The organism is Neomoorella sulfitireducens, from assembly GCF_024733845.1.
Classification (GTDB): Bacteria; Bacillota; DSM-521; order Neomoorellales; family Neomoorellaceae; genus Neomoorella; species Neomoorella sulfitireducens.
In genome coordinates this window covers 295376-321981 of the sequence record NZ_JANRHG010000001.1, presented here as the reverse complement: position 1 = coordinate 321981, position 26606 = coordinate 295376, and the positions used below count along the sequence as shown (strand labels likewise).

Sequence of the window (26606 nt, the reverse complement as noted above, 5' to 3'; positions counted from 1 at the left end):
GCGTTGTAGCTAGTAAAGAAGGTCGTGTAGATTTAGAAAATCCATCCATAATCTACACGACCTTAAAGAAAGGTTTGAACATAAATTATTTAATGGGAGGATAAGTACATGAAAAAAAGAACATTATTTATACTAGTAGCAATACTACTTTCTACTATTACTTTATTAGGCGGCTGTTCATCAAAACAAGAAACTTCAAAACAAGAGACTGCACCGAAATATCCTACTAAACCAATAGAGCTGGTAGTTCATACTAACCCTGGAGATGGAGTTAATCTTTTTGCCATGACGCTGGCAGAGGTTTTAACAACTGAAAAAATCGTTCCTCAACCTGTAAATGTAGTTATTAAAGCTGGTGGAAGTGGAGCCAATGCTATGGCTTATGTAAATACTAAAGAAGGAGACCCCTACTATCTAGTTACTTGTCAGCCAAGTACCATAACGACGCCAATACGAAATAAATTAGATATAACATATAAGAATTTTACTCCAATTGCATCGGTAATTGCGGAAGATTATGTAGTTGTTGTAAGAAAAGATTCTCCCTATCAAACTTTTCGTGATTTAATAGAGGATGCCAAGAAAAACCCCAAAAAAGTTAAGCAAGGATCTGGTGTGCTTGGAGCCAACGATACAGTAATTAGCAAACTTATTGAAGAAAAGGCTGGTGTTGAATTTAACCTAGTTCCGTTTAAAGAGGGCGGCCAGATGGTTGTTGCTCTTTTATCAGGAGATGTCGATTTTATTTCTGCAAATCCAAGTGAAATTTTAGAACAAGTTCGGGCCGGAAAAATGCGAGTGCTGGCTTCGGCTAGTGAACAGCGTTTGTCAGCGTTTCCAGATGTTCCAACTATGAAAGAGTTAGGTATTGATGTTGTATTCAAGGGGCATCGTGGTATTATGGCTCCCAAAGGTATATCGCAAGAAGTGGTGAAGTACTGGGAAGAAGCTATTCTTAAAGCTACCAAGACGGAAAAATGGAAAAAATACCTTAACGATAACATTGTAAGTGATTTTTACCTTACAAGTGAAGAGTTAAGTAAATATTGGGATGAACTTAACAATATGTATAAAGAAATTTATACAAGAATGGGTGTAATATCTAACTAAAGTTAGTTCTTTGGCAACCTGTGAATAAATAACGTATAAACTTCCAAAGCGGAGTTCAGAATTCCTCAAAAAAGCCTCGAAGCCATCAAACGGGTTATGGCGGAACTTTATAGCTCCAAGAATGTGCTAAGGTAGAGGAGGAACAGCAGCAAGATATACAACTTTATGGCTCCTGTTTCCCGGATAATATTGGGCTCTTTAAGTAATTATCCAGGGATATAATGTCCAAGCTGTTGCTGATCTAACGAATAATGCTGCTGTTTCCCCTCACCTCGTAGACCTGATAGAACAGTCAGAAAGAAATACTGGTTAATTCGTGGGCACACGGATGCAAGAATTAATGGTTTAAAAACTTTAACCGTGTGGCGGAGCTACCCGTTTAGAAGTTAGTAAAGATGGGGAGCTCCGCTGTATTCTATAAATAAGGTATTTATGAATCGAGGTAAGAAAAGGGTTGAAAGTAAACTGGAAAAGAAATGTAATTATATTAGCTTTTTCCGAATTTCTTATTAGAGGAATGATGACCCTAATTAGGCCATTTATATCATTATACTTACCGGAATTAGGTGTAAGTGGAGCAGAAGAACTTGCTTTTTGGACTGGAGTTCTTACTTCGGTAAACTTTGTAGCTCAAGCTTTGGTTTCACCAGTTTGGGGTATTCTAGCAGATAGATACGGAAGAAAATATATGGTATTGCGTTGCGTTATATTTATGGGGATATTTAATCTTTTTTTAGCTGCGGTAGGAAATGTTTATCAATTTTTAGTTTTACGTTTTCTTATGGGTGCTATTTCCGGGTTTAATGCCGCAGCCATAGCAATGGTTGCAACTACAACTCCTGATGAACATATGGGTTATGCTGTTGGTATGATACAAACAGGTTTTATGGCCGGCACAATTTTTGGTCCAGCCGTAGGTGGTATCATCGCAGATTTTGTTGGTTACCGGGGGAGTTTCATAGTTGCAGGTATTGTGATTCTTATATTAACACCGTTATTAATATTCGGTGTACAAGAAGAATTTTCTTTGCCAACTAATGCTGATAAAAAAACTAAAAATAATATTGGTATAGGTATATTAAAGGGGAATTCTACCGTAATACGTTTTTTAATTATTATCATTATAGCGCAGTTCAGTATCCAAAGTGCTGATGCTTTTATACCACTTTTCGTGCAGGATATCTATAGGGGGAAAGATCTGAACCTGGTCGTCTCACTTATATACGGAGCTACTGCTGTTGCTAGCGTTATAATGGCGCCTATGCTTGGAAAACTAGGCGATGTCTACGGTGGTACCACAATATTAGTAATATGTTTATTGGGGTTAGGTGTTACAACTTTACCGCAAGCGCTTTTACATGATGTAATTTTATTAGGGGGGTTACGGCTAGTCGCAGGTGTTTTTGTTGGGGGTATTGTCCCGAGCATAAATGCGGTTATTGCTAAAACCACAAACCAGCAAAATAGAGGTAGTGTGTTAGGATTATCGGCTAGTGCAACTGCTATTGGAAATTTTGCGGGCCCCATGCTGGGAGGTATATTAGCCGCCAAAGCAGGAATTGCGGCTGTTTTTATGGTTGCTGGAACAATAGTAATAGTAACCGCTACCTATTTATTTTTTATAAGAAATCAAGAAAAGTATAAAGCATATCCAGTTCCCCCTGGAAAAGTTCAAAGATAAAGTCATGGCATCACAGCGAACCGTGGGGGTAAAGTCTCATAGTGTCTAAATCGAAGAGATCAGAAAGGCAATATATAAGGTAATAAATTGAGAACCTTTTTCTGGGCTTCTAATCGTTAAAGATGGTGTCTTTCGTTGTAAAAAGGGGATACCCAGGAATTTGGCTTGGCCTGGAGACATAATACTTTTCTGAATGAAGATTTGTTTGCCGAGTTAAGGTGTACGTGGTTATTATCCTTACTTTTACGGACTGCAGGAGGTACTATATGGAAGGGATTACACTTTATTTGAATAAACAACTTGATCAGATGCTTTTGCTATTGGAAAAGCTGGTTAATATCGATAGTGGAACTGGATTTGTTGAAGGCATTAACCGAATCGGGGGAATATTAGCTAATGAACTATACCAGATAGGTTTTGAATCTGAAATCTATCCTAGTCCTAACGGAAATAATCTTGTTATGAAAAAAAAAGGCAAATGTTCTGCTTCTGTATTGTTACTTGGGCACATTGATACTGTGTTTCCGGTTGGGACTGTAGGGAAACGGCCATTTAAAATTCAGGGCAATAGAGCTTATGGGCCAGGAGTAGCTGATATGAAATCGGGGCTCGTTTCTATTGTTTATGCTTTACGTGCTATTTATGCCTTAAAACCGGAAATGCTATCCAATTTTACGATATTATTAAATGTGGATGAAGAGATCGGTTCACCTACTTCTCGTAGCCTAATAGAGAGTATCGCAAAGATTAGTAAAGCAGTATTTGTTTTAGAACCGGCAAGACCAAATGGAGCTCTAGTGATAGCAAGAAAAGGAGCAGCTAGGTATGTTCTTAAAATTAAGGGGAAGGCAGCTCATGCAGGGGTGGATCCTGAGGCGGGAAGGAGTGCGGTGGAAGAATTAGCTCATAAGATTATTAGATTCCATAAACTAAATAACCACGCAAATGATATAACTGTCAACGTGGGAACAATTATGGGTGGTGTTGCAGCTAATATCGTTGCTGATTTTGCAAAGGCAGAAATTGACGTTCGTTTCCGAACGAATGATGAGTACCTAAAAGCTAAAGAAGAATTAAATTCTATAGTGAGGGAAATGCACGTTTTTGGAACTCAAAGCGAACTATGTGAAATTTTCTATCGCCCTCCCATGGTTTGCAATCAAGTAAGCGAAGGACTATTGGAGATTGCACGACAGGCAGGTTTAGAACTAGGTCTTGAACTTAAAGCTACATTTACAGGAGGGTTTTCTGACGGTAATTTGACTGCGGCTTTGGGGGTCCCAACTATAGACGGAATGGGGCCTGTTGGGGGTGGGTTCCACAGTGACACGGAGTATCTTGACATTGATACGTTCACGGAAAGAACGGCGCTCTTAGCTTTGACTCTACTTAAGATTACCACTGATTGAACAAGAAAATGAATGAGCTTCAGGAGTTAGGGCTATAAAGGACCCAAAGGTTAAGATATAAAAACACGGATGCTACTGTTAAAAACGATAAAACGAAGGGTGTTTTCTAGCTTATACGTTACCGTAACAGAGACAAACGGGTGCAGAGCAAAAGCTCGGATAATTTTTGTATTTGCAAACACACCCCCATTGCCATTAGCTATAAATAATGCAATAATAATCTAAAAAGAACTTCGAGGTAGGGCCGATGGAACTGCAGCCGATCAAAACGAAAAAGATCTATGAAGAAATCGTCGAGCAGGTAAAAAAATCCCTTAGCGAAGGTAAGCTGATGCCCGGGGAACGCTTTTACTCGGAACGGGAGCTGTCGGAGAAACTGGGCGTCAGCCGGGCATCCGTCCGGGAGGCCATCCGTGCCCTTACTACCATGGGCGTCCTGGAGGTAAAGCCCGGCGAAGGGACTTTTGTCCGCAAGGTGCAAAACTGCGATATTGTCCAGCCCCTGGTTATGGCTTTGCTGCTGGAAGAACAACAGGCCACATATTTACTGGAAGCCAGGCAAATCCTGGAACGAGAGATAGTTTACCTGGCGGCGCGGCGGGCAACTTCCGAGGAGAAAGAGCAGCTGGTAGAGATAACCCGCCAGATGGGCGAAGAGATGACCCGGGGGTATCTACAGGAAGATACGGATGTCAAATTTCATCTGACCATTGCCGCCATGTCCCATAATCCCATCCTTTCTCGCTTAATGTATACCATTGCCGACACCCTTGCCCAGACCCTGGCCAACAAGCGTAGCCGTCTTTACTCCGATCCGGATAATGCTCGTCTTCTTTTTGAACAGCACAATGAAATTGTAAAGGCTATTATTTCCGGAGCCGCAGAACCGGCCCGCCGGGCTATGTCCAAGCACCTGCGTTTTGTAGCCCGGCAATTGAAATAAAAATATAAAAACACCTAATAAGGGATAATGCCTGAAGTTCCCCGTAGTTTAATTCATTCTGCGGGGATATTTTTTTTTGGGCATAAGTCAATGGCATGAGGTGTATTTTCTGCCGGTACTTGAATGGCCAATAAAAAGCGGTTAAGTTACTAAGGCGGCAGATTGCGACAAAATATATAGCCAAATTTATTATTGTCTTACATGAGAAAAACAAAGAGAAAACGTTACCACAACATAAAACAAATAAAGGGAAACGTTTACCATAAGAAAAATTTCACGTTTTAATATTAGATATTGACATAGGGGGTTAAACCATGCTAATTTATAACCAAGGAAAACGTTTTCCGAAGAGGGGTGAAAGCTAGTGGTAACTATAAAAGATGTAGCCAGGCACGCCGGCGTTTCCGTGACAACTGTTTCCCGCGTCCTTAACAACAGCCAGCACCCTATCAGCCCCGAAACGCGGGAGCGTGTCCTGGCTGCCATCAATGAACTTGGCTTTTACCCCAATGCCATGGCCCGCAGCCTCCAGCTAAATGAAACAAAAACCATTGGCCTGATATTACCAGACATCGCCAACCCCTATTACCCTGGCATTGTTCGCGGGGTAGAGGATGTGGCCCATGAGAAGGGTTATACAGTTATTCTTTGCAATACCGACCGTTCCCGGGAGCGAACAAAAGCTTATCTCCGTGTTTTACGGGAGAAACGGGTCGATGGGGTAATTTTTACCGGCGGTGGTGCCGTAGAAGATGCCAGTCGCGAACATTTTTTTGAACATGAGCCATTGGCGACGGTAGTTATTGGACGGCATAAAACCGGCTTGCCGGCGGTACAGGTAGACAACGTGCAGGCTGCCCGGGAGGCTGTTGAGCATTTACTGCATCTCGGGCACCGGAGGATTGCCACGGTAACAGGCCCTGCGATTTCGACTACAGCCAGGGATCGCCTGGAAGGTTACCGCCGCGCCATGGCGGCTGGAGGCATAGAGATTGAACCCGGCTGGATCATTGAAGGCGATTTTGAATTTAATAGCGGTTATCAGGCCGTAGGACGCCTGCCTATAAGCGGTCCCCGGAATATAACCGCTATTTTTGCCCATAATGATCTTATGGCCATCGGCGTAATTAAAGCCTTGCAAGAGCAGGGGATAAGAATACCACAAGATGTGGCAGTTGTAGGTTTTGATAATACCCCCTTCGCTTCCTTTATTACGCCAGCATTATCAACCGTAGCTGTTCCGGTCTATGACCTGGGAGTGACTGCCATGAAGGTGCTGGCCGAGCTCCTTGCCGGCCGGAAGGTGCCGCCGGTTACCACCCTGGCAACTCACCTCGAGGTCAGAGAATCATCTATATTAAAATAATGGCAGGAGGTTTGCTTAAATGGCCAAACGTTACAACCTCTTGGAATGTTCCTTTGTTGACGCCCAGGAATGGTTCAAAGAAACCGACACCGTTCTCGTACCGGTCGGGAGCTGTGAAAAACACGGTGCCCATGTACCCCTGGGAACGGACAGCATTACTACCATTTCCGTAACCGAGCGGGCCGCCAAACTGGCCAATGTTCCCCACACACCGCTGCTGCCCTTTGGCTACTCACCCCATCACATGGGCGAAGTCGGGGAAGGCTGCGGCACCATCACCCTTGCTGCCGAGACTTTCCGTCGTGTACTCCATGATATTGCCCGCAGCTTGATCTTCCACGGTGCCAACAAGATTGTCTTTGTATCCCATCACGGTTCCAACACCAAACCCATTGACGAACTCCTGCGGAAACTCCGTTACCATACCGGTGCCTTTGTGGCCTGGTACAAGACGCCCACTGAGAGGGAATGCGAAGTAGTTAAAGGTATTCTCGAAGGACCTCCTGAGGAGACTCCAGGTTGGCACGCCGGCGAAATGGAAACGGCCCAGGTAATGGCTTATAACATCGAACTGGTAGATATGAGCCGGGCGGTTAATGACCGTGCCCACGCGCCGCGGTGGATGGGCCCCGAGTTCTCCAAGATCGACGGTACTGCTACCGTAAAGTTCCGGGGTTCCGAAAACATCATCGTTCCCATGGAACACCATGAATACTCCGATCATGCCACCATCGGTAATCCTTTCCGCGGTACCCCCGAGAAAGGTTTGAAACTCTTTGAGAAGGAAGCCGAACACCTGGCTGCCTTCATTGAGGAAGTCAAGAAGTTCCCCTTCAAAGTAGAAAACCGCGATTTCCCCGAGAGGGCATAACGCGCGTAATCACCTTGACTCAAGGTACAAGCCCGGCTTTAAAGCCGGGCTTGTACCCACGAGCAAGGCTGGGAGGAAGGTAAAATGATCGATTTAGATGCAGTTACCAGGTTGCGCCATGAAATGGTAGATGTCAGCCGGCAAATCTTTGCCCGCGGCCTTACCTCGGCTACCAGCGGTAACACCAGCGCCCGTGTCCCGGGTCACCCGGAACAAGTCCTTATTAAAGCTAGTGGCAAATCCTTTGGTGATGTAGGCCCTGAAGACTTCCTTTTAGTTGATTTAGAGGGGAATATCCTGGCGGGTGAGGGCAAGCCCTCCAAGGAAATCCGTTTTCACCTTGGTATTCTAAAGGCTCGCCCGGAAGTGCAGGCCGTTGTTCACGGCCATTCGGCATATGCTACGGCTTATGTGTCGGCCAAAGGCGAACTGCCGGTTGTTACAGCGGCCGCGGAAGCGGGTCTCAACAAAGTAGGCGTTGTCGAATATGCCACACCGGGATCAGTAGAACTTGCGGAAATGATCATTAAAGCCTTTGAGGACCCGACCCTCAAAGCCGTAGTCCTCAAACGCCATGGTTTTGTTACGGTGGGTAACGATATTCGTCATGCTTTTTACCTGGCAGATGTATTAGAAGATAATGCTAAGGTTGCGTTCCTGTTATCACAGTTGGGTTAAATTTTTTTCTCGGAGTTAGCCAGAATTAATCTACACTTCCGTCGAGTGGGGAAAATGGCGTAAATTAAGGGGAGGTTAAGCAGTGAGGGCGTCAATTTATGAATTTATGAAGGTGGGCATCGTCCATTTCAAAGCCTTTCCCGAGGTAGTAAACGGTACCGGCCCGGTGGTAGAAACCCTGCGCCGCATTGCCGAAGACGACTTCTTTACCGCGGTTGAAGTAGGCTGGATCAAGGATATTAAACAGCGCACCGAAGCAGCACAGTTGTTAAAGATCGCCCACATGGAGGTTTGCTATGCCTGCCAGCCGGCCATCTTTTCCCAGAAATTAAACCTTAACTCCTTTGATTCCGGGGAAAGAAAACGGGCCATCAAGCAGGTTTTCAATTGCCTTAAAGAAGCTTCCGACCTGGGCGCCGTTGCTGTGCGTATCCCGGCCGGCAAAGACCCTGGCCCGGAACGGCGGGAAGAGGCCAAGAAACTGCTGGTAGATTCCCTGGCGCAAATTTGTGAATATGCCAGGGAGATGGGCGACCCGGCCATTACTTTAAAGATTTTTGACCGGGATATTGACAAAGAATCCTTAATCGGCCATTTCAGGGATGCTTTTGATATTGCCAGAGAACTGCGATCCAGTTATCCTAAATTCGGGCTCCTGGCGGACCTCTCTCACTTTCCCTTGTTGAGGGAAAAACCCGAGGAAGCCCTGCCCCTGGTAAAGGATTACTTGATGGCTTTTCATATTGGTAACTGTGTTATGAACGACCGCCGTCACCCCCTGTACGGCGATCTGCAGCCGCGTTTTGGTGTGGAAGACGGCGAAATTGATACCAAAGATGTCAGCGCCTATTTCCGCCTGCTGACCGATATGGGCCTCATCGGCCCGGAAAAGCGGCCGGTCTTAAGCGCCGAAGTTCGGCCCCTGTTACCCGGCGAGACTTCGGAATTGATTCTGGCCAATGCCAAGAGGGTCATTAAAGAAGCGTGGGCCCTGGCTTAAAACAACCAGGAGGAGACAAGCGTGCCGCACAAGGCCATCGCCATTGTTGCCACTGTCGATACCAAAGAAGCTGAAACCCGTTTTTTGCAGGAATTCATCAACTCACAGGGATGGGAGGCTCCGGTGCTGGATGTGAGCACTTATCTCCCCCACGGTTTTCGGGCTACCTACCCCCGCGAGGAAATTTGCCGGCTGGGCGGGGTGGATTTTAAAGACCTCCCTTCCTTACGTCGTGATGCCATGATGCAGACCATGGGGCTGGGAGCAGCCCGGGTTTTAACCGGCCTCTATGGCCGGGGCGAGCTGGCCGGCGTCCTGGGTATAGGCGGCAACCAGGGTACGGCTATAGCGGCCATCGCCATGCGAGCCCTGCCCATCGGACTGCCCAAGGTTATTGTCTCTACGGTGGCTTCCGGTAACATCCGCCCCTATATCGAGTACAAGGACATCATCATGATGTTTTCGGTGGCCGACCTCCTTGGAGGTCCTAATACCGTGAGCCGGACCATATTAAGCAACGCCGCCGGGGCGGTCATGGGCATGGCGACCCACGGTGAGCCCCTGCGGGCCGGTGACCGGCCGGTAATTGCCACCACTGCCTTCGGCAATACCAATGCCGCTGTCGTGGCCGCCCGGGAGAGGCTGGTAGATCTGGGCTACGAGGTGATCGCCTTCCATGCTTCCGGGGCCTGCGGTTCGGCCATGGAAGAATTAATCGAAGCCGGGTTAATCCAGGGCGTCCTGGATCTAACTACCCATGAGTTGCTTGCCGAGGTTTTTGGAGAAGCGGGTGACATTTACACTCCTATGCGGCCGCGCCTGAAGGCGGCGGGTGAAAAGGGCATACCCATGGTGATCTCCCTCGGGGGACTGGATTACTTCTGCTTTGGCCCGGCGGAGAGCATACCGCCCGCCTACCGGGAACGCCCGACCCATTACCATAACCCCTATAACACCAACGTCCGGGCTACTAAAGAAGAATTAACCCGGGTGGGCGAAGTGCTGGCCGCCAGGTTGAATGTGGCCCGCGGCCCGGTGGCCGTTATGGTGCCCCTGAAAGGCTGGTCGGAAAACGGCCGCGCTGGCGGCCCCCTCCATGACCCGGAAGCCGATGCCGCCCTGGTGGCGGCCCTGGAGGCCAATCTGGACCCCCGGGTAAAGTTAATGAAATTGGACGCCAATATCAACGACCCGGTCTTTGCTGCCAGCACGGCTGCTGTTATGCACCAGTTGATGGAAATATGGCTGGCAGGTAAAGAAAATTCTGCTGCAGAACAGGGACTGTGTTGAACCAATTTTAAGGAGGTTATTTATATAAATGGAACATCAAATTCCCGAAAAAATGAAAGCTCTGGTTCTTTTTGGTCCCAATGACGTGCGCCTGGTGGAAAAGCCGGTACCCAAACCCGGCCCGGGAGAAGTGCTGGTCCGGGTGGCCTCCTGCGGCATCTGCGGTACCGATGTGAAAATTATTACCAAAGGGATGCCCAAAATGCCGCCCTATGGCGAGTTTACCTTCGGCCACGAGTGGGCCGGTACGGTAGTGGCCCTGGGGGAAACGGTGGACGAGTTCAAGGTGGGCGACCGGGTGGCCATTGAGGCCCATAAAGGCTGCGGCCGCTGCGAGAACTGCATTGACGGCAAGTATACCGCCTGTTTGAACTACGGCCGCCTGGATAAAGGTCACCGGGCCGCCGGTATGACGGTAGACGGCGGTTTTGCCGAGTATGCCGTCCAGCACGTGAACTCTGTTTATAAAATTCCCGATAATATTTCCTTCAACGAGGCCACCTATGTGACCACCGCCGGCTGCGCCCTCTACGCCATTGATAAAAGCGGCGGTTACATTGCCGGCGATACGGTCCTGGTAATCGGCCCGGGTCCCATCGGCCTGTCCGTAGTCCAGGGAGCCCGCGCCTTAGGGGCGGAAAAGATCATCCTCATGGGAACCAGGGAAGACCGCCTGGCCAAGGGCCGCCAGCTCGGGGCAACTCATACCATCAATATCCGCGAGGTTGACGACCCCGTAGCAGAAGTCATGGCCCTCACCGGCGGTAAAGGTGCCGAAAGGGTCTTCGAGTGCGGCGGCAACTCCCAGGCCTTTGAATACGGCATCAAATCAACAAAAAAAGGCGGCGTTATGGTCCTGGTTTCCTTCTACAAAGAACCGGTAACGGCCAACCTGGACTATGTGGTCATGAACCAGATCAGCCTCCTGACGGTACGCGGCGAAGGCAACCAGAACTGCAAGCGCGCCCTCTCCCTGATGGCCCAGGGTAAAATAGATGCCAAACCTATAATGACCCATGCCTTCCCCCTGGAAGAGTTCCATAAAGGGCTGGATTACTTCGTCAACCGCAAGGACGGCGCCATGAAGGTAGTCATCAATCCCTAACGCTTTGTGTGAAGCAGGATAGCTTTTCCTGAAGGTTAATGCCGGCGGGAATACCGCCGCATTAATAAAATCTATTAAGGAGGGTTAATATGAAGAAGTGGAGGTTAAAGGGTGTCGCTCTGGTCCTGGTGTCGTTGCTTTTGGTACTGGCCCTGTCCCTGGCAGGTTGCGGCGGGAGCAAACAGGCCGATAGCGGCTCGAAAAATGATGGCGCAAAACAGGGTACCACAGTGGAGTTTCCAACGAAACCGATAGAAATGACAGTCCTTTTTGGTGCCGGCAGTGGTGCCGATCTGCTGGCGCGCAAGGTGGCCGACCTGGCCGGTAAAGAGCTGGGCCAGCCCATCGCTGTTGTCAACCGTACCGGGGCCGGCGGGGCAGTAGGTTATTCATATGTTAAAGACCAGAAACCCGATGGCTACAATATTGTTTGGAATTCTAATTCCATCAACACAGCTTACCACCAGGGCAATATGCAGTTTGATTACAAGGCTTTTGCCGGCGTAGCTGAACTGACAACAGAACCGGTGAGCATTGCCGTTAAGGCCGATGCGCCCTGGAAGGATATCAACGAGTTCATCGAGTACGCTAAAAATAATCCTGGTAAAGTAAGAATAGGCAATTCCGGGCTTGGGACCTTTACCCACCTAACAGCAGTAGCCCTGGAAAACAAAACCGGCGCTAAGTTTACCCATGTTCCCTTTGGACAGGGCCTGGCCGTTTCCAGCCTGCTGGGGGGTAAGATTGAAGCCAGTTCCCAGTTACCGGCAGAGATTATGTCCCAGGTTAAAGCCGGGCAGGTACGCATCCTGGCCGTCACCGGTGAGGAGCGCCTGGCCTCCCTGCCCGACGTGCCCACTTTTAAAGAAAAGGGCATTGATCTGACTCTCTCCCTGTGGCGGGGAATTGCCGTACCGGCAGGCACGCCGCAACCGGTAATTGCCAAATTGGAAGCAGCCTTTAAAAAGGTTGCTGAAAGCCAGGAATTTAAGGACTTTGCCGCGCAAATGGGTGCCAATATAGAGTTCCGCGGGGCTTCCGAGTTCGACGCGTTCATCGCCCAGCAGGACAAAGAACTGGCAGCTTTGATGGAACAAATCGGCATGAAGAAGCAATAAGTTAACAAATAAGTCAAGGCAGGAAAGTGGTAACGGGGTGGTGAAAACCGCCCCGTTACTAAAAGTTATAGTTGTATGTTTTACCTCTAGGGGTGAAAAAATGTCCAGAGGAAGAGAAGATCGCCAGGTAGCCTTCTGTTTTTTGCTGTTAGCAGCTATATGGGGCTACCTTACCCTCCAAATACCACCCACATCGATACCTGGCACCCCAGGGCCGCGGTTTTTTCCATGGCTCCTGGTTACAGGACTGGTAATATTAAGCCTGGTTATGCTGGTAGGAAGTTTGCGGCAGCCGGCAGACGAAAAGCAGGTCGATGCTGATGCTAAAAAGGATATTGATTGGATAGGTTTGGGCACCCTGGCCATGTTTTTTGTTTACGTGTGGATGGTAGATCTAATCGGTCTCCGCTGGGGTACTCTGGTAATGATGCCCTTTTTTCTATTTGTAAGTTTTCGCCTGCGCAACATCATGGAAATAGCCCTGATAACCTTAGTCCTGGCATTTGGAGTTGATTTTGTTTTTCGGGTTTTGTTAAAAATGGCCCTTCCCATGGGGAGCATTTTTTAAGGGGTGAACCTTTTTGCTGTCTAGCATTTTAACCGGTATAGGGGAAGCTACGCAACTGTCGGCCCTGGTGGCAAACCTGGTAGGCGTCATTGTTGGCATAACTTTTGGCTCCATGCCTGGACTTACTTTTTCCACCGGCTTGATCCTGCTTTTACCGGTTACTTTTGCCTTTGATCCGGTTACCGGAATCTCATTATTGGTTGGCGTTTTCATTGGCGGTATGACCGGGGGGTCGGTATCGGCCATCCTCCTGGGCATCCCTGGCACGCCCTCGGCGGCGGCGACGGTAATTGATGGGTATCCTTTAAAGCAAAAGGGAATGGCCGGTAAAGCCCTGGGTATGGCTGTCATCGCTTCTATTTTTGCCGGGTTAGTTAGTCTACTTTTATTAATCCTGGTGGCACCTTTGATCGCCAAAGTTGCGTTGCAATTTGGCTCGGTAGAAATTTTTGCCCTGGTTCTGTTCGGCTTATCTACGATAATCAGTGTCTCCTCGGGTTCAGTCATTAAAGGTTTAATTGCCGGGATTATCGGGTTGATGGCTATGGAAATCGGCCTGGATCCGGTAATGGGGGTTCATCGTTTTACCCTCGGTTATGAACCTTTACAAGCAGGTATAGATTTGCTGGCAGCCATGATCGGTTTGTTTGCCATACCCCAGATAATCAAAGACTTACCTCGAAGTCAAGGCGAAACAGGTATAAAAATTGAGGAAAAGGGTATAACCAACCAGCTGCCCAGCTGGCAGGAAATAAAAAGCTGCTTCGGCATTATGGTACGCGGTGCCCTTATGGGAACAGGAATAGGTTCCATTCCGGGGACAGGTGGTCCTATCGCTGCCTTTCTCTCTTATGAAACCAATAAGCGCATGTCCAAGCATCCGGAAAAGTGGGGAACGGGTATCCTGGAAGGGGTGGCGGCACCGGAAGCGGCCAATAACGGCGTTACCGGAGGCGCACTCATTCCCATGCTTACCCTGGGTATTCCCGGCGATCCGGGCACGGCAATTTTGCTGGGAGCCCTGCTTATTCATGGATTGCAGCCAGGCCCCTTGCTCTTCCAGAACAATGCCGATGTTGTTTATGGCATATTTGCCGCCTTGTTCATTGCCAATATCCTGACCTTAATTGTTCAGTGGTTTGGCATTCGCCTTTTTGTTAAAATTTTGCAGGTCCCCAAAACTATTTTGCTGCCGGCTATAATGGTATTAACTATCGTTGGCTCCTTTGCGGTGCGTAACAACCTTTTTGATGTCTATGTAATGGCGGTGTTCGGGGTCATAGGTTACTTTTTAGAACGTTATGATTTTCCAACGACGCCGGTTATCCTGGCCATCGTCCTGGGGCCGACCCTGGAGACAGAAATGCGGCGGGCAATAATTGCCGAAGGAACTTACACCGCTTTCTTTACCCACCCAATTAGTGCCGTATTTATTTTCTTAACCCTGGTAATGCTATTTGGCCCTACTGTTAAAGATAAAATTGCTGCCAGGCGAGCGGCCTGAAGTTTGCGTTAGTAACGCAGGTAGAACGACAACATTTTTACCCCGTACAGGGGTATTTTTTTTGCTCTAATTGTTTACTTTAAAAGGCAATTGTGCTATTCTAATTCTAGCAAAACTACATATAGTATAACATAAAATGTTTTATAACATAAAAAGGGGGACGTGTGCCTTGGGTGAAAAGATTACATTAAGCGTCATCAAAGCTGATATTGGAGGCTATGTAGGCCACTCCAGCGTTCACCCGCGCCTTTTGGAGACGGCTGAACGCTGCCTTGCGGCCAGCAAGCTGTTAATAGATTACCGGGTGGCCCATGTCGGCGATGATATTGACCTCATCATGACCCATAAGTATGGCGTCGATTGCCCGGAAATTCACCACCTGGCCTGGAATGTTTTCCTGCAATGTACCGAGGTGGCCAGGGAATTGAAACTTTACGGTGCCGGCCAGGACCTCCTTTCCGATGCCTTTTCCGGCAATGTTAAAGGCATGGGTCCCGGCGTGGCGGAAATGGAGTTCGAGGAGCGCAAGAGCGAGCCGGTCATCGTCTTCGCTGCCGATAAGACCGAACCCGGCGCGTGGAACTTCCCCCTCTATAAAATGTTTGCCGATCCCTTTAATACCATCGGCCTGGTTATCGACCCCAAGATGCACCAGGGCTTCCGCTTTGAGGTCTACGACCTGATCAAAAACGAGCGAGTGGAATTTTCTTTGCCCGAAGAACTATACGATCTCCTGGTCTTCATCGGTGCCCCGGGGCGTTATTGCATCAAGGCCGTTTATTCTAAAACTACAGGCGAAATAGCCGCCGTGTCCAGCACCCAGCGCTTGAACCTCATGGCCGGGCGGTATGTCGGCAAAGACGACCCGGTGTGCATTGTTCGCTGCCAGAGCGGCCTGCCGGCTGTGGGCGAGGCCCTGGAACCCTTTGCCAATCCCCACCTGGTGGCCGGCTGGATGCGTGGTTCGCATATAGGTCCCTTGATGCCCGTTGGCCTGAACCAATCGGCGCCGACACGCTTTGACGGGCCGCCGCGGGTTGTGGCCATGGGCTTCCAGGTTGCTAACGGCCGCCTGGTAGGGCCCCAGGATCTTTTCGCCGATGTGGCCTTTGATAAGGCCCGGCAGACCGCCAACGAAATAGCCAATTACCTGCGCTCCCTGGGACCCTTTGAGCCCCATCGCCTGCCCCTGGAGGATATGGAATACACAACAATGCCGGAAGTAATGGCTAAATTGAAGGGTCGCTTTGTTAAAGTTGAAGGGGACGCGGAGAGGAAAAGGATCGCTGCTGAACTGGTCGCGAAATAGAAAAAGGAAGCCGGGGGCAACCTGCTACGGATGATAAGTAGTCAGTGGTGAAGCATAAGAGCAGGAGGTAAGAGCCGCATAGCGGGCAAAAAGAAATATGCAACAGGGGAGTCACCCAATGGTGGCTCCTTTTATTTTTGGTAGTAACCCGGCATAGTTAAGGTCCATAAAAATAATAAAGAAAGATTATGCTTGCATTCCGGCACCTTTTGTGGTGTAATATTTTCTGTTGCAGTGCATGATGGGGGGCGTTGGCCATGCTGGACCAGACCAGGACACCGGTTTTTACAGCTATCAAGAAGTATATTGAAGAAGGGGTTATTCCCTTTCACGTTCCCGGCCACAAGCAGGGCCGGGCCCTGGCTGAATTTAAAGAATATGTCGGCGAGCGGGTCCTGGCCATGGACCTTACCTGTGTGCCCGGCTTGGATAATATCTGCAATCCCCGCGATGTTATCCGGGATGCGGAAGCCCTGGTAGCTGATGCCTACGGGGCAGATTATGCCTTTTTTTTGGTGAACGGTACTACTTCCGGTATCCAGGCAATGATCATGTCCGTTTGCCAGCCGGGAGAGAAAATTATTATTCCTCGCAATGCCCATCGCTCTGCCCTGGGTGGCCTTATTTTGAGCGGTGCCTACCCTGTTTATATTGAACCGGAGATTAACGGGGATTTCGGCATATCCATGGGAGTAACGCCCGAGAAGGTAGAGAGGGCGTTAAAAGAACATCCGGATGCCAGGGCGGTTTTTGTCATCAGTCCCAACTATTACGGTACTGTACCACCCCTGAAGGAAATAGTAGCCGTAGCCCACGAATTTAACGTGCCCGTGCTGGTGGATGAGGCCCATGGTGCCCATTTACCCTTTCACCCGGCACTGCCCCTGTCGGCCATGGCGGCGGGGGCGGATATGGCGGCCGTGAGCGCTCATAAATTAGCAGGTTCTATGACTCAGAGTTCTTTTCTCCTGTTACAGGGCAAGAGATTGGACGCCAAGCATATAAAGGCCGTCCTTAACCTCTGCCAGACCACCAGCCCTTCGTATATTTTGTTGGCCTCCCTGGATGTAGCCCGGAAACAAATGGCCCTCCGGGGAAGGGAGCTTTTGGAGCGTACCCTGGAAATAAGCTGGTGGATACGCCGGGAACTTGCGCATATCGAAGGCCTGAAAATTATGGGCGAGGAAGTAGCTACCCTACCCGGCTGTATCGATCTGGACACGACAAAAATTACCGTCAACGTCCAGGAGCTGGGTTTATCCGGATATGAGATGGAAGCCATCCTGCGCCGGGAATACAAGATCCAGGTCGAACTGTCCGATCTCTACAACGTCCTGTTGCTAGTTTCCATTGGTGATGATTGGGAGATGGCCGGCCGATTGGTTGCTGCCTTCCAGGATATTGCCAGGAAACGTTCTTTAAAAAACGTAATTCGTTTTTGCCCGCCCCTGCCCGCCATACCGCGGATGGCCGTGTTACCCCGGGCGGCCTTCTACAGCCAGACACACAGCATAGAGCTGGAGTACGCCGAAGGGGAAATCAGCGCCGAAGCCATTACAGCTTACCCGCCGGGGATTCCCCTTGTCTGCCCGGGGGAGGTTATTACGCGGGAGATAATAGATTATGTTAACCTGTTAAAAAAAGAGCATGCCGACCTCCAGGGTCCGGAAGACCCGGAACTGAAATTTATTCGCATCCTCAAAGATACGGTGAGCATTATGGAGCATGAAAAGGCTGGTCGGGCAGAATTAGCTTGAAATGAGGAAAAAAATAAGTCGCGGGCATTTGGCTTGCGGCTTATTTTTTTCCAGGTAACGGCAAACAATTGTGAATGTGCATACAAAAACAATTGCGAGAAAATTGTTATATCAAGAAGGATTTTTGGATTTAATGTTGAATCTTATCTTATGGAATGATGGTCCAACCACCAGGACATTAGGTCATCGACATGAGACGAAAATGGGGGTGAAAAGGGTGTACTAAAGATGAATTTAGTAAAAATATCCCAATAACAAAACTTATAAGAGGAATGTTATTTTTTAGCAAAAAAGAATAAAATAGTTCATATTTTTATGGAAAATTGGTTAAAAAAGGAGATCGAAGTGGGCAGGACATTTATTCGGTAAGGATGATTATGTTGAATTAGGGGGTTAACTATGAATACGTACCTTCTCGCATTTTTAGCCTTCTTACCGATATTAATCGCAATGTTTCTTTTGGTTGGACTTGGATGGGGCGCCCGGCAGGCCATGCCGGTTGGCTATGTGGTAGTCTTTATTGTTGGTATTGTTATATGGAAGATGAGTTTAACTACAGTCCTGGCTGCTACAATCCAGGGATTATGGATCGCCGCTACCCTGTTGTGGATTATTTTTGGAGCCCTTCTATTACTGGCTACCCTAAAACATAGTGGGGCTATCGCTACCATCCGCGCCGGTTTTATGAAAATCAGCCCGGATCGGCGTATCCAGGCCATCATCGTGGGTTTCTTATTCGGCTCCTTTATTGAGGGTGCCTCCGGCTTCGGGACTCCGGCAGCCATTGTAGGTCCCCTCCTGTTAGCCCTTGGCTTTCCAGCTTTCGCAGCCGTGATGGTTGGTATGATTACCCAGAGCATGCCGGTTACTTTTGGCGCCGTCGGTACGCCGGTGCTGGTTGGTGTAAACACAGGTTTAACCGGGGCGGCCGTTGTTGAAGCGCACGCTAAATCCCTGGGTTTAACCTGGCCCCAATATCTAGCTAGCATTGGGGCGCGGGCCGGTATCTTCCATGCCATAATCGGTTTTGTGATGCCCCTGATAATCTGCATGATGCTAACTCGCTTTTTCGGGAAAAACAAATCCTGGAAAGAAGGACTTGAAGTCTGGCCCTTTGCCCTCTTTGCCGGGATTGTCTTCGCTATTCCCTACGTTTTGCTGGCCAATTTTGTTGGCCCGGAATTCCCTTCCATGATTAGCGGTTTGCTGGCTGTTGGAATAACCAGCTTTGCTGCCAGTAAAGGTTTTCTCCAACCGAAGAAGGTTTGGGACTTCCCGTCAGAGAAAGAGTGGGAACCGGGATGGATGGGAACCGTGAGTGGGGACCCGGGCCAGGTGAGGGTAAACATGTCCTTAATTAAAGCCTGGATTCCCTATGTTTTGGTCGGACTCTTTTTGTTGCTTACCCGGATGAACCCCGGTTTGAAAGGTGCCTTAACCAAGATTACCATAAATCATCTTAATATACTGGGAACCTCTATCAGCCACAAATGGGAGTGGGTTTATTCGCCCGGTGCAGTGATTTCTTTTGTAGCCATTATTACCTGGCTCCTGTATCGGATGAAGGGTGAAGAGATTAAGACCGCTTTAAAAGAGTCAAGCAGCCAGTTAGTCAACGCTTCAACGGCCCTTATCTTTACCGTCCCCATGGTTCGTATCTTTATCATGTCAAACCTCAATAATAGCGGACTTGAAAGCATGCCGATTCTCATGGCGCGTGCTGTAGCCGACGCTGTCGGAGGTGCCTGGCCGGCCTTTGCTGCCGTCATCGGGGCCATGGGCGCTATGATCGCCGGGTCTAATACAATTAGCAATATGACGTTCGCCTTGTTCCAGTGGTCTGTTGCCGACTTCATCGGTGTTTCCCAGCGCCTGGTAGTAGCTATTCAAGCTGTTGGTGGTGCTGCCGGCAACATGATTTGTGTTCACAATGCCGTTGCCGCCGCCGCTGTAGTAGGTATGATTGGCAAGGAAGGTCTTATCCTGCGTCGTACCTTCTTACCGACTATTTATTACCTTGCTGCTGTGGGCATATACGGAATGATTGCAATATATGTCCTGGGCCTCCAGTAGAGAAAGGTATGAAGGGGCGGGTTACCGCCCCTTTTCTTATAATTTATATTGTAATATAATCTGGAGTAGATGCCTAATAATACTTGGTAGCTTGGGTGAAAAAGGGGAGTGAAAGAAATGATTTATGGAATATTGATCCTTGGCGGAGTAGTAGTGGCTCTGGGTTATTACCTCTACCGCCAGAAAAAAGACCCCGGTTATAACATTTTCCCCCATAACCAGCATCTGCAATAAAACGCAGCCACCCTGGTAAAGGGTGGTTAATTTTTCCTGGAAAACTGTGGTTGAAGTTCCGCTACCAAAAGGGACATTGTGTACCCCGGCCTTAAAATTACTAAGCAATTTATAAATGTTCACAGCCCGGAAGTTTTTATGCTTAAGCGAGGATTCCTTGGGTCGATATTAAATACTACAGGTTTTTAGGGAAAAAGAGCCGGTTAAAATAGCGGCGTGGCGGGAAAAGGGGAGTACAGGTTTGCGTAAGCTATCGGTAGATAGTTTAAAACCGGGTATGGTCGTAGCCCGGGCTATTTACAGCGCCGAAGGGCAGGTATTGCTGAATAAAGGGGTAGTTTTAAAGCCCGGCTTCATAATTCGCTTAAAAGAAATGGGTGTGCCGGCGGTATATATACGCGATAATCTCCTGGGAGAGCTGGAAGTAGAAGATACAGTCAGTGAGCAGACCCGGCTGGCAGCCGTAAAAACAGTTAGGGAACTCTTTGGAAATTATCAAGATCACGCAAAGGGGCATGTGCCCCTACTAGTAGATTCTGCCCTCATCAAGAAGGTAGTCATCAGCCTGCTAGAGGACCTGTTAGATCGCAAAGAGCTGATGGTTAACCTTACAGACATCCGTGCCCTGGACGATTATACCTTTGCCCATTCGGTTAATGTCTGTATTTTAGCCCTGGTTACCGGTTTAACGTTGCGCTACAGTCGTGAGGCCCTGCTGCACCTTGGTATAGGAGCCCTGCTCCATGATATCGGTAAGACCTGCATACCCCTGTATATATTGAATAAACCCGGAAAACTGACCATGGAAGAATACGAACTGGTCTGCCGCCATGCCCAGTACGGTTTTGACATACTCCGGATACAAAAAGAAGTCAGCATGGTTTCAGCCCGGGTGGCCCTGGAACACCACGAGCGCTATAACGGCAGCGGCTATCCCCAGGGGTTAAAAGGCAAGGAAATCCACGAATTTGCCATGATTACCGGCGTGGCCGATGTTTATGATGCCCTCACAGCCGACCGGGTCTACCGCCGTGCCTATCCCCCCCATGAAGCCTATGAAATGCTGTCCGGGTCGGGGAATTTTACCCTTGATTTCGAGATCGTTAAAGCCTTCCTGGCCAATGTGGCTGCCTACCCTGTGGGGACTCTGGTGCAGCTCAACAGTGGTGATGTCGGCGTAGTTACGGGCACAGCCCGGGGGCATTCACACCGGCCCCGGGTACGCCTTCTTTACCGGCCTTCCGGGGAACCTTACGGCGACCAAGTGACTATAGACCTGGTGGCAAAAATGGAATATTATGTCAGCCGGGTCCTGCCGGAGGAATATCTTCCTACCCATCCCCCCGGGCAGCCACGGATAGCAGAGGGTGACAGGGAGGGTTACCGGGTGTTATAATCATTAAGGGAAGGAGATGAAGCCATGCCGACCTATGATTTTAAATGTGAAGAATGCGGGCATCTATTCAGTCAATTTGTAGCCATTAAGGATAAAGATAAAGTCCGCTGCCCGGAGTGCGGCGGTCGGGTTAGCCAGCGGTTTACCGGTTTTCTGTATACCCGCAAGGGGGAGGCGGGGGCCGTTGCTTCCGGCAGCAGCTGCAGCGGCGGCAGTTGCAGTAGCTGCAGCGGTTGTCATTAAGCAGTAGGAAGTCCGGGCCAGGATAAACTTTTAACCCGGGGCTTGCCCGGGTTATGGCTAATGAAACCAGGAGGAAACAGCCGGTTTTAGGGGTAAATTCCCTGCCGGCTATTTTTCTTTTTCAAAGCCAGTAAATAAATATCCTGATTACCGGCGGCGTTGATTAGTTTTTCTGTTTCTTGCAGGCGTTTGATTTGATCCTCATTTAACGGGGCAAGATCTAGTTCCTCTAATCTGGCCATATACAACTCCTTTCTTTTTTAACTTATTTTGCTGCAGAAAGTATTTAATTATACTTTGGTTTAATGTTATAGTTATCACAATGTTGAAATAGAAAAAAAATTTTGTTCATTGAGGCAGGAAATTTTATATCGATAGCGAATAGATATTATAATCTCCGGTCTAACCGTCAAAACAACAGGACACGTTCTAAAAAGTAATTAATTGCCCGGAGAAAGCATATTTTGTAGCGAAGGAGGTGAGGAAAAAATAGCATTAGATTAATTAAAATAAACATGAAAGGGTGATGGTAAAAAGCAGTTAGAAAATAATTATAAGAAAATACATTATTTAAATGAGAACAATATGTTGTACACCCCATTATATTTACCGGATATGCAGGAGATGTAACCGGTCAAAATGAGGGCTTTTATCAAAATAAACGCCTAAAGGAGGTTTAATATGGCAACAAACGTTCCTGGCACCAGGGTGGACGAAGTTGTTCACGAGATGCCCCAGGTTTACGGGCCGCCGTATGAACAGGCGAAAGAGATGCCGGCTCCCCTGCCATTTAACTGGTCCAATATTTGGAAAATTATAGGCCCGGGCTTTATTGTCCTTTCCCTTTCCATCGGTAGCGGTGAGTGGCTGATGGGACCGGCCAGCGTACTCCAGTACGGCCCCTTCGTCCTCTGGATTGTCACCATCGGTATCATTACCCAGGCAGTCTTCAACATGACCTGTCTTCGTTACACCCTTTATACCGGGGAGCCGATTATGGTCGGGTTTTCCAGGCTCATGCCGGGTGCCAAGCTGTGGGCGCCGATCTGGATTTTCATTTCCTTTATTTCCATCGGCCCGGGTTGGGCTTCCGGTTCGGCTACAGCCCTGGCGGCCATGTTCCTGAGGCGGATGCCCCAGACGGCCGACAAGCCGGCAGTTATGACGGCCGGGATAATTCTATTCTTATCGGTAGTTACTATCCTTATGTTTGGCGGTAAAATCGAATCCTTGCTGGAAAAGATCAATAAGTGGGTAGTAGCATTTATTTTCGCGAGCTTATTAATCCTGGTAATTATGTTTGCTCCCTTCAGCAAGTGGGTAGAGGTTGCTGCCGGGTTCTTCCAGTTCGGCAAGCTGCCCGCGGGTGATGTCAACTGGTTCCTGCTGGCCGGCCTGGCCGGGTATGCCGGCGCCGGCGGTATCCTGAACATGGGGGTCACCAACTGGGCCCGTGATAAGGGCTACGGCATGGGCGCGGCAGTGGGTTACATCCCCTCCCTCATCGGCGGTAAAGAGGTTCATGTAGCTGCGACCGGTAAAATCCCGCCCTATAACAAGACCACCATAGAGCGGTTTAAAGATTGGTGGCGGTATTCCCTGGTGGACCAGATCGGCATCTGGGCTTTAGGGGCTTTTATCGGCATGTTCTTGTGCGTTTTACTGGCCTATGCCCTGGTCCCCGGCGGTACTAAATTGTCTGGTTGGGATGCTGCCGCCCACCAGGCCAATGCTGTTGGTAATTTGCTCGGCGGGTTCGGCTGGATCTGGGTCCTGCTGATCGGTTTCTGGGTGTTATACGGCTCCCAGTTGTCCAACAGCGAGACCTTCGTGCGCCAGGTAACTGACCTTTTATGGAATACCAGCTCCTGGGCGCGGGAAAAGTTCTCCAAGAATGACATCCGCCGCATTTACTACGGTATCCTCGTCCTGTTCACCATCTGGTCCATCTGGCTCTTCTTCCAGGGCTCGCCCCTCTTCCTGGTGGCTTTCATGGCCAATGCCGCCAACCTGGCCTTTACGGTAGCCGGTATCCAGCTCCTGTTCCTGGACCGGATTTACCCGAAAGAGCTCAAAACCCCGCTCTGGGCGAAGCTGGTGCTGGTAGTTCTAATCCTGTTCTATGGCACCTTCACTTTCATCGGTTTCGGCACCCAGTTCTTCGGGCTGAAATTCTAAGGCCTGTTGCCGGGCAAAATTGCTAAATAAACCGGCCCCGGGTATTTTTAAACAACCGGCGGGGCCGGTTTTATTTTACCCGGCAATGAAAAGTCCTTGACACTTAATTTGCAGTTATTTATACTGAAACGTAAACATATTCCGCGGTTTTAGCCGCGCCCGGCCTGAAATATTACCGGACGGTTAAACAAGGGGGAAGAAGCGTGGGGCTCATTATCTATCTAGACGGCCAGTATGTGGACGAAGAAGAAGCGAAACTGTCTGTTTTCGATCACGGCCTGCTATACGGGGATGGTGTCTTTGAAGGAATCCGTGCCTATTACGGGCGGGTTTTCCGCTTGAAGGCCCATATAGACCGCCTTTACGAATCTGCCCGGTCGATTAACCTGGATCCAGGCCTGACCAGGGAGGAAATGACGCAAGTAGTCCTGGAGACATGCCGGCGCAACAATTTAAGGGATGCCTACATCCGCCTGGTGGTTACCCGGGGCAAAGGGGATCTGGGACTTGACCCCCGCAAGTGTCCCCGGCCCTCGGTATTTTGCATTGCTGCGGCCATTGAACTTTACCCGGCAGAATTATATGAAAAAGGGCTTGAGCTGGTCACCGTGGGCACGCGGCGGAATGCTCCCGACGCCCTGGACCCGCGGATTAAATCCCTGAACTACCTGAATAATGTCATGGCCAAGATAGAAGCTGCGCGGGCGGGAGCCCCGGAAGGGCTTTTTCTCAATAAAGAAGGCTATGTAGCCGAAGCTACCGGCGACAATATTTTTATCGTTAAAAACGGCCAGCTGATTACCCCGCCTCCTTATGTGGGCCTGCTGGAAGGCATTACCCGTAATGCCGTAATGGAGCTGGCCATTGAGGCCGGCATACCCGTATCTGAAAAGGTCTTTACCCGCCACGATGTTTATACTGCCGATGAATGTTTCCTTACAGGCACGGCGGCAGAGGTCATCCCGGTTGTAAAGGTAGACGGTCGTAGCATCGGGGAAGGCCAGCCGGGCCCCATCACCAGGGATCTCATCGCCAGGTTCAGGGAACTAACAAAAACAGACGGCCCGGAAATCTTTATCTCATAAGGGTGAGGGGAGTAACTATGCGCAGTGATGTAATGAAAAAAGGACTGGCCAGGGCTCCCCACCGGTCGCTCCTGAAGGCCATGGGCCTGACCGGCGCCGAAATTGAGCGCCCGCTCATCGGTATTGTTAACGCCTATAACGAACTTATTCCCGGTCATATACACTTAAACACCCTGGCCGGGGCGGTTAAAGCTGGGGTGCGCCTGGCCGGGGGGACGCCCCTGGAATTTCCCACCATCGGCGTCTGCGACGGCCTGGCCATGAACCATGTGGGCATGAAGTATTCCCTGGCCAGCAGGGAGCTCATTGCCGATATGATTGAAGTGATGGCCATCGCCCACCCCTTTGATGCCCTGGTATTTATCCCCAATTGCGACAAAATTATCCCGGGCATGCTCATGGCCGCTGCCCGTTTAAATATCCCGGCTATTTTCGTCAGCGGCGGGCCCATGCTGGCCGGGCGTTACCGGGGCAAGGATATATCCCTGAGCACCATGTTTGAGGCCGTCGGCGCCACCCAGGCCGGTAAGATGGAAGAAACCGAACTGGCCGAGCTGGAGGAGTGCGCCTGCCCGGGGTGCGGTTCCTGCGCGGGGATGTTTACGGCCAATACCATGAACTGCATGACGGAAGCACTGGGGATGGCCCTGCCTGGCAACGGTACCATCCCGGCCGTAAGCGCGGCCCGGGTGCGCCTGGCGAAACAGGCCGGGATAAAAGTTATGGAATTGCTGGAAAAAGACATTAAACCCAGGGATATAATGACGGCGGCTGCTTTTCACAATGCTGTGGCGGTTGACATGGCCCTGGGGGGTTCTACCAACACCTGCCTCCACCTGCCGGCGATTGCCAGGGAAGCGGGCGTTGAACTGGACCTGCACACCTTTGACGCCATGAGCAAGCGCACACCCCAGATCTGTAAACTGAGCCCGGCCGGGAGCCAGCACATCCAGGACCTGGATGAAGCCGGCGGCATCCCGGCGGTGATGAAAGAGCTTTCCCGCCATGGCCTGATCGACGGCGGCGCCCTGACGGTAACCGGTAAAAAAGTGGCGGAAAACATCAGCAGCCGGGAGGTAAGGCGGCGGGATGTCATCCGCTCCGTAGAGGAACCCTACAGCCCGGAAGGCGGCCTGGCCGTCCTGTACGGCAACCTCGCCCCCGAAGGAGCGGTGGTTAAAAAGGGTGCCGTTCTCCCGGAAATGATGCAGCATGAAGGGCCGGCCCGCGTTTTTAACGGTGAGGAAGAAGCCTTTGCAGCCATAATGGAGCAAAGGATTAAGCCCGGCGATGTCGTCGTTATACGCTATGAAGGGCCCAGGGGTGGCCCGGGTATGCAGGAAATGCTTAGCCCCACAGCCGCCCTGGCCGGGATGGGCCTGGACAGTTCCGTAGCCTTGATTACCGACGGCCGCTTTTCCGGCGCCAGTCGCGGCGCATCAATAGGCCACGTCTCGCCCGAGGCGGCGGTGGGAGGTCCCATTGCCCTGGTGGAAGAAGGCGATATCATTGCCATTGATATTGAGGCCGGTAAGTTAGAATTAAAAGTGCCGGCCGAGGAGATTGCCCGCCGCCGGGCCGGGTGGCAGGCGCTGCCGCCCAAAATTACCGGCGGTTACCTGGCCCGCTATGCCCGGATGGTAGGCTCCGGTGCTAAGGGTGCGGTATTGGAGTAAAAAAGCGTAAAG

At 49.8% G+C, this 26606-nt stretch carries 22 protein-coding genes; 21 read left to right on the top strand and 1 reads right to left on the bottom strand.

Annotation, left to right across the window (positions count from 1 at the left end):
• The first annotated feature begins 108 nt into the window (after positions 1 to 108).
• The 18 genes from NWF31_RS01500 (at position 109) to NWF31_RS01415 (ending at position 21655) form a co-directional block, all read left to right on the top strand.
• Positions 109 to 1110 (top strand): tripartite tricarboxylate transporter substrate binding protein, encoded by a 1002-nt coding sequence (locus NWF31_RS01500; protein WP_258358730.1) that lies wholly within the window; start codon positions 109 to 111, stop codon positions 1108 to 1110.
• Between the two features lie 454 nt (positions 1111 to 1564).
• Entirely contained in the window at positions 1565 to 2791 is a 1227-nt protein-coding gene (locus NWF31_RS01495) for an MFS transporter (protein ID WP_258358729.1), read from the top strand.
• 266 nt (positions 2792 to 3057) lie between these two features.
• On the top strand, positions 3058 to 4200 hold the full coding sequence (locus NWF31_RS01490) for a M20 family metallopeptidase (RefSeq protein ID WP_258358728.1): 1143 nt from the start codon (positions 3058 to 3060) through the stop codon (positions 4198 to 4200).
• A gap of 247 nt (positions 4201 to 4447) precedes the next feature.
• Positions 4448 to 5143 carry a FadR/GntR family transcriptional regulator gene (locus NWF31_RS01485; protein WP_258358727.1) on the top strand — a complete coding sequence of 232 codons (696 nt, stop codon included), beginning with the start codon at positions 4448 to 4450 and terminating at the stop codon, positions 5141 to 5143.
• Positions 5144 to 5507: 364 nt separating this feature from the next.
• Positions 5508 to 6509 carry a LacI family DNA-binding transcriptional regulator gene (locus NWF31_RS01480; protein ID WP_258358726.1) on the top strand — a complete coding sequence of 334 codons (1002 nt, stop codon included), beginning with the start codon at positions 5508 to 5510 and terminating at the stop codon, positions 6507 to 6509.
• Between the two features lie 19 nt (positions 6510 to 6528).
• Positions 6529 to 7380, top strand: a complete 852-nt coding sequence (locus NWF31_RS01475) for a creatininase family protein (protein WP_062280323.1) — start codon at positions 6529 to 6531, stop codon at positions 7378 to 7380.
• 84 nt (positions 7381 to 7464) lie between these two features.
• Positions 7465 to 8058: a class II aldolase/adducin family protein gene (locus NWF31_RS01470; protein ID WP_258358725.1), complete on the top strand. Its 594-nt coding sequence runs from the start codon at positions 7465 to 7467 to the stop codon at positions 8056 to 8058.
• Between the two features lie 82 nt (positions 8059 to 8140).
• On the top strand, positions 8141 to 9058 hold the full coding sequence (locus NWF31_RS01465) for a sugar phosphate isomerase/epimerase family protein (protein ID WP_258358724.1): 918 nt from the start codon (positions 8141 to 8143) through the stop codon (positions 9056 to 9058).
• A 21-nt stretch (positions 9059 to 9079) separates the two neighbouring features.
• Positions 9080 to 10348, top strand: coding sequence for a Tm-1-like ATP-binding domain-containing protein (locus NWF31_RS01460; protein WP_258358723.1), 1269 nt, complete (start codon positions 9080 to 9082; stop codon positions 10346 to 10348).
• Between the two features lie 28 nt (positions 10349 to 10376).
• Positions 10377 to 11453, top strand: coding sequence for a zinc-dependent alcohol dehydrogenase (locus tag NWF31_RS01455; RefSeq protein ID WP_258358722.1), 1077 nt, complete (start codon positions 10377 to 10379; stop codon positions 11451 to 11453).
• 89 nt (positions 11454 to 11542) lie between these two features.
• A complete protein-coding gene (locus tag NWF31_RS01450; RefSeq protein ID WP_258358721.1) occupies positions 11543 to 12571 on the top strand; it encodes a tripartite tricarboxylate transporter substrate binding protein in 1029 nt (342 codons plus the stop codon).
• A gap of 100 nt (positions 12572 to 12671) precedes the next feature.
• Positions 12672 to 13139: a tripartite tricarboxylate transporter TctB family protein gene (locus NWF31_RS01445; protein ID WP_258358720.1), complete on the top strand. Its 468-nt coding sequence runs from the start codon at positions 12672 to 12674 to the stop codon at positions 13137 to 13139.
• 13 nt (positions 13140 to 13152) lie between these two features.
• Positions 13153 to 14643 carry a tripartite tricarboxylate transporter permease gene (locus NWF31_RS01440; RefSeq protein ID WP_258358719.1) on the top strand — a complete coding sequence of 497 codons (1491 nt, stop codon included), beginning with the start codon at positions 13153 to 13155 and terminating at the stop codon, positions 14641 to 14643.
• A gap of 169 nt (positions 14644 to 14812) precedes the next feature.
• On the top strand, positions 14813 to 15952 hold the full coding sequence (gene fbp / locus NWF31_RS01435) for a fructose-1,6-bisphosphate aldolase/phosphatase (protein ID WP_258358718.1): 1140 nt from the start codon (positions 14813 to 14815) through the stop codon (positions 15950 to 15952).
• Positions 15953 to 16209: 257 nt separating this feature from the next.
• Complete coding sequence (locus NWF31_RS01430) at positions 16210 to 17709, top strand: aminotransferase class I/II-fold pyridoxal phosphate-dependent enzyme (protein WP_258358717.1); 1500 nt, start codon at positions 16210 to 16212, stop codon at positions 17707 to 17709.
• Positions 17710 to 18108: 399 nt separating this feature from the next.
• On the top strand, positions 18109 to 19782 hold the full coding sequence (locus NWF31_RS01425) for an L-lactate permease (protein ID WP_258358716.1): 1674 nt from the start codon (positions 18109 to 18111) through the stop codon (positions 19780 to 19782).
• Between the two features lie 475 nt (positions 19783 to 20257).
• Positions 20258 to 21412, top strand: coding sequence for an HD-GYP domain-containing protein (locus NWF31_RS01420; protein ID WP_258358715.1), 1155 nt, complete (start codon positions 20258 to 20260; stop codon positions 21410 to 21412).
• Positions 21413 to 21436: 24 nt separating this feature from the next.
• Complete coding sequence (locus NWF31_RS01415; RefSeq protein ID WP_258358714.1) at positions 21437 to 21655, top strand: FmdB family zinc ribbon protein; 219 nt, start codon at positions 21437 to 21439, stop codon at positions 21653 to 21655.
• An 86-nt stretch (positions 21656 to 21741) separates the two neighbouring features.
• Here the strand turns inward: NWF31_RS01415 and NWF31_RS01410 are convergent, their stop codons facing one another.
• Positions 21742 to 21897, bottom strand: a complete 156-nt coding sequence (locus tag NWF31_RS01410; protein ID WP_258358713.1) for a hypothetical protein — start codon at positions 21895 to 21897, stop codon at positions 21742 to 21744.
• A gap of 439 nt (positions 21898 to 22336) precedes the next feature.
• Here NWF31_RS01410 and NWF31_RS01405 point away from each other — a divergent pair, with 439 nt between their 5' ends.
• The 3 genes from NWF31_RS01405 (at position 22337) to ilvD (ending at position 26594) form a co-directional block, all read left to right on the top strand.
• On the top strand, positions 22337 to 23833 hold the full coding sequence (locus NWF31_RS01405) for an Nramp family divalent metal transporter (protein WP_258358712.1): 1497 nt from the start codon (positions 22337 to 22339) through the stop codon (positions 23831 to 23833).
• Between the two features lie 203 nt (positions 23834 to 24036).
• Complete coding sequence (ilvE, locus tag NWF31_RS01400) at positions 24037 to 24918, top strand: branched-chain-amino-acid transaminase (RefSeq protein WP_258358711.1); 882 nt, start codon at positions 24037 to 24039, stop codon at positions 24916 to 24918.
• A 17-nt stretch (positions 24919 to 24935) separates the two neighbouring features.
• On the top strand, positions 24936 to 26594 hold the full coding sequence (gene ilvD, locus NWF31_RS01395) for a dihydroxy-acid dehydratase (RefSeq protein ID WP_258358710.1): 1659 nt from the start codon (positions 24936 to 24938) through the stop codon (positions 26592 to 26594).
• Positions 26595 to 26606 lie beyond the last annotated feature (12 nt).